Here is a 12357-nt window from a genome sequence, read left to right on the forward strand (position 1 = left end):
TTTAATTAGTCTTCACTGTTGTCGTTGTCGTCATTATCGTTTTCACGATTGTCTGGACGACGAGTAGTTGCTTTGCGTGCGCGTTTTTCATCGGCATTCTTGGCTAACTGCGACTCTTCAGTGACAGCTTCGTCACGGCGCATAACTAGACTACGAATGATCGCGTCGTTATAACGGAATAATTCTTCAAGTTCAGCCAAAGTCTCGCCGTCAGTTTCAATATTGAAAAGAACGTAATGAGCTTTGTGAATCTTGTTGATAGGGTAAGCCAGTTGACGACGGCCCCAATCTTCTAGACGATGGATAACACCGTTGTTGTCTTGAACTAACTTGATGTAGCGCTCAACCATGCCGACCACTTGGTCGCTTTGGTCTGGGTGTACAAGTAACACCAGTTCGTAATGTCGCATTATGACTCCTTACGGATTAGTAGCTATTAACCCTATGTTAATAGCAAGGAGATTTATAAGGTAAACCTAATGTCCAGTAAATATAAAAAATACAGGAGAGGATAAGCTTAGTTTATAAAGCGCCGTATTATAACAGTACTTAGTGATTAACACAAAGGTTAATCACTAAGGCGCCCATAATAAAATATGCCAACACCCCATTGTTTATTACCAACAAAAAAGCAACGATGAGACGCTGCTTTTTTATGCAAGAACTCAGGCATGTGATTAAGAACCAAACTAACCATCAGGATGAAAATCGATTATTTAATCTTGGGTTCTTTGACCAATTGACTGCTGTCTGCCTTTACCACTAAGGTTTTAGCCAATTTGTCATGCCAACCAATATTTTTGGCGCTTTTAGAGGCCATATAATAGTGAACCGCAATAATGACAAAACCTAAGAAGCTAGTAAAAGAGAACAATAAATTGTAAATAATAAACAGCAGTAACGTTCGTACACCGATAAGTTTGGTAAATGATGGCAGACGATGCGTGGTTTGATCCACGACGCGGATACCCGTCAGCAGCTTACCGAGTGACTGACCACGCATGGTGATAAAGACCAACTGCAACGCAAATAAACCAAAGACCATGACTTGCGACATCATCAGTGTGCTGCTAGGAAGGCTTTCCATCAGCGTCATTGAATACTGATAAGCGGCGTCCATATCTTGGATATTTTGAAATTTACTATAATCCACATCCATGTTGGTCAAAGCCATCACTAGTGGAAAAATGGCCAATAGATACAGTAAGCCATTAATGGCAGTAGCGAGCACCCGCGACATGATAGGCGCAAGTACGACGTTTCCAATGACCTTGTCTTTATCCGTAGCGGTTTTTTTGATACTAGATTTATTTAAGGACACGTTGTTATGCGGTGTTTGCTGACGGTTGCTTGTCATGTCAGCTTTCACTTTTTTACTTGTGTCTTTTGGCCGCTCAGGCTTGCCATACAATCTATCTAACGATACTGACTTGCCATCTTGATCACTACTGGCTTTATCTTCAGGAAAGATCGTGACGTTATTAATAATAGAGTCATTAACATCCGAACTGCCAATATTGGTCGGTCTATAAACCGTTTGATTATTGGTTAAGGTGCCAACGCGCTGCCATTGATCTAAGCCTTCGTGCCACATCAAATCATCTAGTAATACTTCACCAGACGCCAACATGATATTAAGTTGCTCCAAATCGTATGGACCAGCTTGTACGTTATTTCGAGCAAGGAAAATCTGCATAATTGCCTGCATAGTTAGTCATATCTTAAGTCACTATATATGATACCTAGTATTAGGGTCTATTTAATATTTTTCAAATAGACCCTAATAATTGTTTCTTTAATGACTGTGTGAATTACTGCTGTGACTGAACGTGATGGCTTATTTCGTTTCTTCACCAGCTAAGAAGAACCATGTGTCTAACACTGAATCAGGGTTCAATGACACAGAGCTGATACCTTGCTCCATGAGCCAAAAAGCAAGATCTGGATGGTCCGATGGTCCTTGGCCACAGATACCCACGTATTTGTTTTGCTTACGGCAGGCATCGATCGCCATAGTGAGCAGTTTCTTAACAGCAGGGTCACGCTCATCAAATAGATGTGAGACGATGCCTGAGTCACGATCAAGACCAAGGGTAAGCTGAGTCAAGTCGTTAGAGCCGATTGAGAAACCATCGAAGTGTTCTAGGAATTCTTCGGCTAGTAGGGCGTTGGTCGGTAGTTCACACATCATGATGACACGTAGACCGTTCTCACCACGTTTTAGACCATTCTTTGCCAGTAACTCGATGACCTCAGCGGCTTCGCCAACCGTACGTACGAATGGAATCATAATCTCGACGTTGGTCAAGCCCATCTCGTCACGTACACGTTTCAGCGCTTTACATTCAAGCTCAAAGCAGTCACGGAAGTTATCAGATACATAACGGCTAGCACCGCGGAAACCAAGCATTGGGTTTTCTTCTGATGGCTCGTACAACTTACCGCCAAGCAGGTTAGCGTATTCGTTTGATTTAAAATCTGACATACGTACGATAACGGGCTGATCCATAAAGGCAACGGCTAGGGTTGAGATGCCTTCGACCAATTTATCAACATAAAAGTCAACCGGTGAGGCATAGCCTGCGATACGCTCTTGAATGGCTTGCGAGATTTCACGTGGCAAGCTGTTCATGTTGAGCAACGCTTTTGGATGGACACCAATCATACGGTTGATGATGAACTCAAGACGCGCAAGACCAATACCTTCGTTTGGCATTTGCGTGAAAGAGAACGCGCGATCTGGGTTACCAACGTTCATCATGACTTTGAAGGCAAGCTCTGGCATAGACTCGACAGAGTTGGTCTGTACTTCAAAATCAATCAGACTCTCGTAAATAAAGCCAGTATCACCTTCGGCACAAGAGGCAGTCACTTCTTGACCATCAACCAAAAGCTCAGTGGCGTTACCACAACCCACGATGGCTGGCACACCTAGCTCACGTGCGATAATGGCAGCATGACAGGTACGGCCGCCGCGGTTGGTAATGATAGCAGAGGCACGCTTCATGACAGGCTCCCAATCAGGATCAGTCATGTCTGATACCAAGATGTCGCCTTCTTGCACTTTATCCATCTCGTTTAGGTTGCTTACGATACGGACTTTACCTGAACCGATGCGTTGACCGATTGAGCGACCTTCACACAATACTTTTGCGCCAGTCGTATCGATGACATAACGTTCCATGACATTGCTGTCTTGACGGCTTTTAACAGTCTCAGGACGTGCTTGCACGATAAAGATTTCGTTAGTATCGCCATCTTTTGCCCACTCGATATCCATCGCTTGGCCATAATGCTTTTCGATCGTTACGGCCTGTTTGGCAAGAGAGGTTAGCTCTTCAGTAGACAAAGAGAACTGCATACGGTCTTGTTTTTCAACATCAACGGTTTTAACGGATTTTGCCGTGCTACCTTCGTCACCATAGACCATTTTCTTATGCTTGCTACCTAGGTTACGGCGAATAACGGCAGGCTTACCATTGGCTAGTAATTGTTTTGAGATATAGAACTCATCTGGGTTTACTGCACCCTGAACCACCATTTCACCCAAACCGTAGCTTGAGGTAATGAAGACCACTTGATCAAAGCCGCTTTCGGTATCGAGCGTGAACATCACGCCCGCAGCGCCAGTCTCTGAGCGTACCATACGCTGTACGGCTGCAGATAGCGCAACACCTTCGTGCTCAAAACCTTTATGGACACGGTAAGAGATGGCACGGTCGTTGTATAGTGATGCAAACACTTCTTTAATAGCAATCAGAACGTTATCAATACCGCGAATGTTTAAAAAGGTCTCTTGTTGACCGGCAAATGACGCATCTGGCAAATCTTCGGCAGTGGCAGAAGAGCGTACCGCAACCGCGATGTCTTCGCCGCCACTCATGGTTTCAAATGATTGACGCACTTCTTGCTCAAGATCTTTAGGCAGCTCTTGTTCAATAATCCAAGTACGGATTTTTTTACCAGTGGCAGCAAGCTTATTGACATCATTCACATCCAACGTTTTTAGCTCGCTATTGATTTTGTCCAGCAAGCCGGTTTCTGTTAAAAAACGGTTGAATGCATTTGAAGTGGTGGCAAAACCGCCTGGCACACTCACGCCTAAATCAGAAAGATGACTGATCATCTCGCCAAGTGAGGCATTCTTACCACCGACCATATCAATGTCGTCTTTTCCTAGCTGATCAAGATTGATTACAAGTGCTGTAGATTGCGCTGCCATGATAACTCCAGAAAATAAGGTTATTTAGTAAAGATTATAACGGTAAATTATACCGCTATATTAGGACAATTTCGAGGGGTTGAACCAAAAAACTTGTTAAAAAGATACAAATTGTCGAGTTTGCTACACACATTCATAGAAGTCGCGGTTATTATTAATTTTCAGAGGTGAATAAAGAGGCCTTACACAAGGTCAATATATGCCCGTACGACTTCACGGTTTTAAGAAATGGGCTTATAAACAAGTAAATTTAACGGCATAAAAGCGGGCTTAATATGTTCTGTGATGTGTATCTTGCCACACATTAGGCAAGTTTAACCAAGGTGACCCCTGAAACGTTACGATAAGTACAATCAATTAAGAGGAGCAGACTAAAAACAGTCTGGGTTTCTATATGAGTTTCTACATGAGCTTCTATGTGGATTTCTAGGTGTACACCTGTAACATTGATTTCTATTAGGCCGCTATTATGCGTATAATGTATGGCATAAATAGTAGAGACTGGTTCTGATATAAGTAGTCAATATCAGTGCTGATCTAAAGCGTCCCGTCAGACCACGCAACATCAGTTAAAAATAGGTGAGAGACACAAGCGCAATGAAGGTCACTATTGTGTTTTTAATCGAGGTGCCACAGTTATGTATTCAAGCAATCCAGCGGAACAAGTGAATCCCACTATTCAAAACCGCCATGCGCTCAACTTAGACAGCTCCCAAGCTGTTAGAACGGCGTTTTTTATCTCGGATGGTACAGCGATTACCGCTGAAACGCTTGGCCGTGCTATTTTGAGTCAGTTTGCCTCGGTCCCTTTTGAGACCCGAGTATTGCCATATGTGGATAGTTTGGAACGGGCAGAAGATGCGGTCGAGCAGATCAATATGGCCTATCAACGAGACGGTTTGTTGCCCTTGGTGTTTGATACGATTGTGAGCCCTGAGATTCGTGAAAAGATCAACTCTGCCCAAAGCTGTAATTTAGACATGTATGAAGGCTTGATTGGGCGCGTTGCTGAAGAGACTGGCGTGGAGCCAGATGGACATTCAGGTCATGCACACGATGATGTTGACTCTGAGACATATAAAGAACGTATCGATGCGGTTCATTTTGCTTTAGACAATGACGATGGGGCACGGACTCGCCATTATAACGCAGCAGACATTATTCTGATTGGGGTATCGCGTTCGGGTAAAACACCGACGTCATTATACTTAGCATTACAATTTGGTATTCGCGCCGCCAATTATCCTCTGACTGAAGATGATTTGTATGACAATCAGCTACCAAAAGCGTTACGTGAGCACAAGGACAAGCTGTTTGGTCTATTAATTGACACAGATCGCTTGGTAAAAATTCGTCAGGAACGCCGCGCGGGCAGTCGATATTCTAGCTATCAGCAATGTCAGCAAGAGCAGCGTGCGATACAGGGGATTTATATCACTCATGGCATCCCAAGCTTAGATGTGTCTGAGATGTCTGTTGAAGAAATTGCCACGCGTATCCTACAGATGACCGGACTTAAGCGCCGAATCGGTTGATGAGATACTGTCTTATATATAGTGGTTGCTGTCATCAACATTGTAAAAATTTCCTACACTCACGATGTATGGTAAGCAAACCTTTGCTAGCCAGCTTAAATTTGAAAAATATCAACTCTTACATACACACCTTAAATAGAACCAATAAATAAAGAGGACACCATGGTAAGTAAAAGTGCAAGTGACGAGACCAATGATACGGGTAAAGACGTTCATACCGAAGTATCAAATAAATCAAGCGGACACGTGCCAAGCCCTGAACATACCGAAGGTAAAAACAAAAAGCAAAAAATAGAGCAAACCCACGAGCAGGTCACTGATGATGTCATGCATCATCCTGACCTTGTTAATCCGCTCGATGACACGCGAATTGATATCAAATCCGGTTTTACTAAAGACTCTCGCCGTCTAAAAAGTGACAATCACGAGTATGAATACGATGCCGTTGTTTTAGGGGCAGGTCCAGCTGGTGAAGCGGCGGCCATGAAGCTGACCAAATCTGGCAAAAGAGTCGTCGTGGTCGATCCGCGTGACCAAGTAGGCGGTAATTCAACTCATGTCGGTACCATTCCCAGTAAGGCATTACGCCAATCCGTATTTAACTTGATTAACTTTCGCCGTGATCCTATGTTTACCAAGGCGATGGAATATAAGCAAGTGCCGCTAAATGAAGTGTTGGCTAAGGCGCGTCAAGTGATCCGTCGTCAAGTCAGTACGCATACACGATTCTATGAGCGCAATCGTATTGAAGTCATTCAAGGGTGGGCGAGCTTTGTCGACGCCCACACGCTGCGTATTGAAGTGGATGACAATGTTTATGAAACCATCACTTTTAATAAAGCGATTATCACCGTCGGTAGCCGTCCTTATCGTCCTGATATTCTAGATTTTAACCATCCACGCGTTTTTGACTCTGACAAGATCTTGCAAATGGATTATGTGGTTAAAAAAATCATCATTTATGGTGCCGGTGTCATTGGTTGCGAGTATGCCTCTATTTTTACCGGTCTTGGCTATAAAGTTGACTTAATCAATAACCAAGATCAGCTACTCAACTACTTAGACAGTGAAATTAGTGATGCTATCGCGCATGACTTTAGACAGTTTGGTGTGCTTATCCGGAGTAACGAAGAGATTGATTATCTGGAGACTCATGATGATTATGTGGTCTTACATCTCAAGAGTGGCAAAAGAATCAAGTCTGATGCCATTCTCTGGTCAAATGGTCGCTCAGGTAATACGGAAGGTTTAAACTTAGAAGCCATTGGTCTCAAAGCAAACAGTCGTGGTCAATTAAAAGTGGATGACACGTATCGTACTGAGATCGAAAATATTTATGCGGCTGGGGATGTCATTGGTTGGCCATCGCTTGCGTCTGCTGCTTATGACCAAGGGCGCTGTGCCGCTGCCTTTATGGTGGGTGACAGTGATGCTGAGCCAGTATCTAGTGTACCGACGGGTATTTATACGATTCCTGAAATCTCATGTATCGGTAAAACAGAGCAAGAGCTGACGGATGAAAAAGTCCCCTATGAAGTGGGTCAAGCGTTCTTTAAACATTTGGCACGGGCACAAATCATTGGTGAACGTTCGGGCGTACTAAAGATTTTGTTCCATCGTGATACGCTAGAAATCCTAGGCATACATTGCTACGGTAACCATGCTTCAGAGATTATCCATATTGGCCAAGCAGTAATGAAGTGTAAGAGCAATAATACGCTTGAGTATTTTGTCAATACGACTTTCAACTATCCAACGATGGCAGAAGCTTACCGCGTGGCTGCATTGAACGGTTTGAATCGGGTTTTTTAAGATCTGACAGTCTGAAACAATAAACTAAAAAAAGCGCCCACTAATGTTGCGGGCGCTTTTTTTTGGCTGATTGCTGTCTGTTAAATGTGCCTTAGAGCAAGGCGTTATCTTGCTTTACAGAGTTGTGCCAGCGGATCAACATGAGCAGGACAAAGTAACATACCCATAAAGCAGCAAGCGCATAAAATCCAGTAGCGACTTGTGAGACACTGGCGCCCATTTGGTTCAGCTGGACAGAGGTGTTAATAGCAGGTGTGGTGGGTATCAACCACCGTATTACTTGTAAAAACTCGGGCAGTTGGTTGGCTGGCCATGGATAGCCACTGACAAAAAACATGGGTAGGGAGCTGAAAATCAAAATTTGCATACTGCGCTCACGCTGACGGAACCAAAGCCCCAGTACGCACCCAAGCGTCGCCACTGTGGGACAAAACAGCAGCAGAAACAGTAGGCTGCCAAGCATGTTTTGCCCGCGCGGGTAGTGATGTAGCTCAAATGCCCAACCATAATAAAAGCAGCCAACAGTGAAGCTGAACATACTAAGCGCCGCAATACGCCCAAGCCAGCCCCGAACACTGGTCGTATGGCGACGTTGCTCATATAGCGTGCCAATCAGCATCGCCGTCGCTATCAAAAGTGTTTGTTGCAAAATAAGAATAGAGACCGCTGGCACGACGTACGCACCGTAACCTTCTGTTTGATTGTATAAAGGAGTAATCTCTAATGGCACCGCTTGAGTGTTGGCCGCTGCCGTCGCTAAATATGCGCCTTGTGCTACCTCTTTTTTAACCTCAATACCAGCTGATACCGTACTAACGGCTGTTAAGAACCCCATCTGTACGTTTTTATTTAACAGAAAATAGCCACCATTACCAAGAACGCTGACGTAAGCGGCTTTTCCAGACAGCACTTGCTGCTCAAGCCCGCTTGGAATAATCATGTATCCAGCGATTTCATCTGACCACATGGCTTCTTTGGTTTCTTGTTCATTGAGAAAGTGTCTTGTATCCAATTGGGGGCTGGCACTGGCATAGCGCACGATGGTTCGTGATAGATTGCTGTTGTCGTTATCAATGATACCAACTGGCACATGATTGACCACTTCTGTTGAATACGGCCAAGGGTAGAAGAAGCCATAAATGATAGGGGCAATCATTAACAGTAAAAGAACGCCTTTATCAGAAAAGACATCTGTTATGGTCTGTAAAAAATTGCCTAAAAATTTTTGTGAGGACGAGTGTGCTTTTGAGTCTGCTGCTGTGGTAGACACATTATGGTGTGATGACCGTGACATTAGCGTGCTCCCCAACGTTCAGGATGCAAAAGTGCGCGTTTGGTTAATAACGCGGTCAAAAACAGCGCAATCGATGTCGCAATGGTAAGCCCATAGACAATCGGCAACGACACCGCAAAAGGCGCCTGCATTTGCAATTGTGCAATGTGCAGCTTTAGATAATGGGTCAGTGGTAGAGCGTTGGACCAGCGCTGGGCGCTGTCACTAATGGCGATATAAGGAAAAGTGACGCCAGCAAAGGCGTAAGAAGGTGCTGACATAAACGCCGTAGAAGACAGGCCCATCCGTAACGAGAATGAGCTTAAGGTAAAAATAGCACCGAGCCAAAAGGACAGCGTCAGCAGTAGTATCAGACCGATATAGGTGACCGTGACTGATCGGATGGCAATGGATTCTTGGGGGGTGGCAAACCAGAGCGCTAACATCGCCCAACCACTATAGGCCAATATCGGCCAAAAATATTTCCCCAGTAAGCCAAACAACAACACCAAAACATCTATTTGTTCGGTAGCTATGCTTTTACTAGGGATTTTATCCTTTTTGCACCCTTCTTGACGGTTTTTGGGATGATCTGTTGCTAAGATTGATCTTGTTTTACGGTGCGTCCATAAGGTCAAGTTAGGCGGGCTGGTATTAATAAAACGATACCAGTGCCCAAGTTTTCTATCACGCAGCTCACGGCCCATGGTCGTCGCACCGATAACCATGGCCAAAATGTGTAGCAGCGCAGGAATAACGGTTGATGCTAAAAACTGCTGATAGTCGGTTGCTGCGTTAAATAGGCTGATGCGTTGTATTTTAATCGGTGAGTAAGCGATTGCTGCTTGCGACGGCGCCATGCCTTGCTTGATTAAACGCTGTATCTCAACGCCTGCTGATAATGTACCTGCGATGGTTTGGACACTGGTTTGAATGATACCTGAATGCGTACCGTACTGAGCGTTTACTTGCAAAATCAGTGGGGCTGGCTTGCCCGATAAAATATTGCGAGAAAAGTTATGAGGAATAACGACGATAGCATAAATATCACGTTGCAAGATGGCTGACTCTGCCTCAGCCTCTGAATAATACCGCTGTTTTACCGTCAGAGTAGGGCTGGCTTCTAAGTAACGTACGGCAGTGTGGGCAATAGGGCCGCTGTCTTGATCGATGACCCCAATGGGTAAATCTGTTACCTGAGTGTGGGAGAATATCCACCAAATCAGCAGCACAGTTGCGAGTGGTATCCAGACTACCATGGTAAAGTCCCATGGATTTTTGGCTAAAAACCGTCGCTCGTAGGCCGCGCTACGTACAAAAGCCCCACTTAGCTTAGTCAGGCGCATGGCTTACTCTTGGCTTTGATTATTAGGGGCGGGATTGATACGTACAATAACGCTCATACCTGAGCGAATACGTGCATCAGGAGTCGTTGGCCGTGCTTTTACTTCAAAAGTACGTACATCGAAGCCGTCATCATTGTTGGTCGGGCGCCAAGTAGCAAAGTCAGACAGCGTCGACGTGGCATAGACGGTAAACAGTTTGGTATAAGGTTTATTGGCTGACGAGAGTGCAGGAATCGTACCAGTAAACTGCTGACCAATCGCAAACTGATTCAAATACGTCTCGGTGACGTTTAGCACCACCCATTGATCATTGGTGTTGACTAACGTCAAGATAGGCACGCCTTGACCGATAACTTCACCAGCATTAACAATGACATCATCAACAACACCAGCGATAGGGCTTGTTAAATTGGCTTCTTCTTTTGCTACCAGTGCTTCTTCTAGTTGGGCGTCGACTTGTGCGACTTGCGCCATCGCGGCTGATTTGTCTTCACTGCGTGCCCCTTCCATCGCCAAATCATACTGCAAGCGCGCGGCTTCGGTTTGATCTTGAGTGGCTAGGTATTGTGCATACGCCTCATCGCGTTTTTGCCGTGCCATTAGCCCTTCTTCATAAAGGCGGTTGACGCGCTGATACGTGTTTTCTGCCAAATCCGACGCTGCCTTGTTGGCTTGCCATGCCGCTTTTGCTTGAGCGATCTCTTGTGGACGGGCACCATTTTCTGCTTTGTCTAACTGACTTTGTGCCATTTGCTTGCCGGCCCGTGCTTGATTGATCTTAGCGTTAATTTCAGGCGAGTCCATTTCAATCAGCTGTTGACCAACCGTCACCATATCACCTTCTGTTACTAAAATTTGAGCAATCCGGCCTGGCACTTTTGCCGCAATGGACGTTTGCTGCATTTGCATTTGTCCTTGTAGCGTCACAACTTGCGGCTCGCTGTGCTGATTACTCTTATACAGACCATAAGCGATGACGCCCACTACGATCAAAAAAAGTAAAGCGAGCAGTCCTTTTTTTGTCATGGCGGGCTTATTTGTTTTTGCAGGTGTGCGTTGATAATTGGGCGCCGCTCTCGATTGGTCAGCAGGGCCTTCATCAACGTCAGGGCTGGCAGGTGTTTGCTCATTGTCGTGGCTGTTTGGTGTGGTTGATGATTCTGAGTCGTTTAACTTGCGTGAGTTGTCTGATCCGTTGGTAGCGTCAGTCATGACAGTGAGATTCCTAAAGCCATAAAGTTGAGAGTAAAGGGTTTATTACTAATACATACGAACCGCATAAGGTTTGGCGCTTTCTAGGATTTCAGAGTTAAAAATAGCCCCAAAGGCGATGATAAATGCTGAATAATAAAGCCATAGCATAATGACCACGGCTGCTGAAAGCGCGCCAAATTCAGCGCTGTAGTTATTAAAGTTTTGCACATAAATCGAAAATAACACAGACAACACAATCCAGAGGACAGTCGCTAGAGTGGCGCCTGGCATCAGTTTTTTTAGCGCTCTGGCATCACGGTTTGGGGCTAGGCGATATAGGCTTAGAAAGCTTAAGAAGATGATACCAGCCAATATCGGCCATCTGCTCCAAAGCGCAATCGTCTTAGCGACTTGAGGGAAGGGAAAATAGGCGGCCCCTAAAGGAATAATAGCAATCGAGGAGATCGCTATGATCAAAACCACGACCGCGCCCAAGGTCAAACCAAGCGCTCGAATCGTGCGTTGTATAAAGCTACGTTCTTGAGAGATATGAAAGGCAAGATTGATAAGGATAATCAAAGACTTTATGCCTTTAGAGCCAGCATAGAGAGCGAGCAGGCTCGATATAATTAGGCTAAAAGTGAGTGTGGACGTGGTGTTAGAGAGTAACTCGCTTAAACGTGCGTTAAGGATGTCATAAACACTATCAGGGATAAAGGCACGTAACAACGAGATCTGTGCTTGTATCTCAGTGGGGGTAAACGCGAGACCATAAAGCAGTACAAACACGGCCATTACTGGAAAAATGGACAAAAAACCAAAAAAACCGACGCTTGCGCAATGCGCCCAAATATTGGAGTTGTTCGCAATACGCCACGTTGCTAACAAAGGCTGTAGCCCACTTGGTAATTTAGAAGTTATTTTTGTCATAAAACAGTCATCCACAATAGGGTTGGTCATAGTATGAGTCGTTGC

9 protein-coding genes are annotated in these 12357 nt (G+C 44.9%); 2 read left to right on the forward strand and 7 right to left on the reverse strand.

The window, feature by feature from the left end; translation table 11 throughout:
• Positions 1 to 5: 5 nt before the first annotated feature.
• The 3 genes from rpsF to ppsA all read right to left on the reverse strand — a co-directional run bounded on the left by rpsF (position 6) and on the right by ppsA (position 4222).
• Positions 6 to 410, reverse strand: coding sequence for a 30S ribosomal protein S6 (rpsF, locus tag B2P60_RS02720; RefSeq protein ID WP_101205443.1), 405 nt, complete (start codon positions 408 to 410; stop codon positions 6 to 8).
• A 302-nt stretch (positions 411 to 712) separates the two neighbouring features.
• Positions 713 to 1708 carry an RDD family protein gene (locus B2P60_RS02725; RefSeq protein WP_198334073.1) on the reverse strand — a complete coding sequence of 332 codons (996 nt, stop codon included), beginning with the start codon at positions 1706 to 1708 and terminating at the stop codon, positions 713 to 715.
• Positions 1709 to 1837: 129 nt separating this feature from the next.
• The gene (gene ppsA / locus B2P60_RS02730) at positions 1838 to 4222 is read right to left on the reverse strand and encodes a phosphoenolpyruvate synthase (RefSeq protein WP_230709772.1); all 2385 of its coding nucleotides are present in this window, start codon (positions 4220 to 4222) and stop codon (positions 1838 to 1840) included.
• Between the two features lie 638 nt (positions 4223 to 4860).
• On the opposite strand from ppsA, the gene ppsR reads away from it, so the two are divergent.
• On the forward strand, positions 4861 to 5757 hold the full coding sequence (ppsR, locus tag B2P60_RS02735; RefSeq protein WP_226949486.1) for a posphoenolpyruvate synthetase regulatory kinase/phosphorylase PpsR: 897 nt from the start codon (positions 4861 to 4863) through the stop codon (positions 5755 to 5757).
• 162 nt (positions 5758 to 5919) lie between these two features.
• Positions 5920 to 7569 carry a Si-specific NAD(P)(+) transhydrogenase gene (gene sthA, locus B2P60_RS02740; protein WP_193006172.1) on the forward strand — a complete coding sequence of 550 codons (1650 nt, stop codon included), beginning with the start codon at positions 5920 to 5922 and terminating at the stop codon, positions 7567 to 7569.
• Between the two features lie 91 nt (positions 7570 to 7660).
• On the opposite strand, the gene B2P60_RS02745 is transcribed toward sthA, so the two are convergent.
• From B2P60_RS02745 to B2P60_RS02760, 4 genes are read right to left on the reverse strand one after another with little or no spacing between them, the layout of a single operon-like run.
• On the reverse strand, positions 7661 to 8863 hold the full coding sequence (locus B2P60_RS02745) for an ABC transporter permease (RefSeq protein WP_286739314.1): 1203 nt from the start codon (positions 8861 to 8863) through the stop codon (positions 7661 to 7663).
• A complete protein-coding gene (locus B2P60_RS02750) occupies positions 8863 to 10188 on the reverse strand; it encodes an ABC transporter permease (RefSeq protein ID WP_286739315.1) in 1326 nt (441 codons plus the stop codon). The genes B2P60_RS02745 and B2P60_RS02750 overlap by 1 nt, the downstream gene beginning before the upstream one ends.
• Before the next feature lie 3 nt (positions 10189 to 10191).
• Positions 10192 to 11400, reverse strand: a complete 1209-nt coding sequence (locus B2P60_RS02755) for an HlyD family secretion protein (RefSeq protein ID WP_286739317.1) — start codon at positions 11398 to 11400, stop codon at positions 10192 to 10194.
• 48 nt (positions 11401 to 11448) lie between these two features.
• Entirely contained in the window at positions 11449 to 12342 is an 894-nt protein-coding gene (locus B2P60_RS02760) for a YihY/virulence factor BrkB family protein (protein ID WP_286739319.1), read from the reverse strand.
• Positions 12343 to 12357: the final 15 nt, after the last annotated feature.

Origin of the sequence: Psychrobacter sp. UBA3068 (genome assembly GCF_002366815.1) — a bacterium.
GTDB classification, from domain to species: Bacteria; Pseudomonadota; Gammaproteobacteria; order Pseudomonadales; family Moraxellaceae; genus Psychrobacter; species Psychrobacter namhaensis.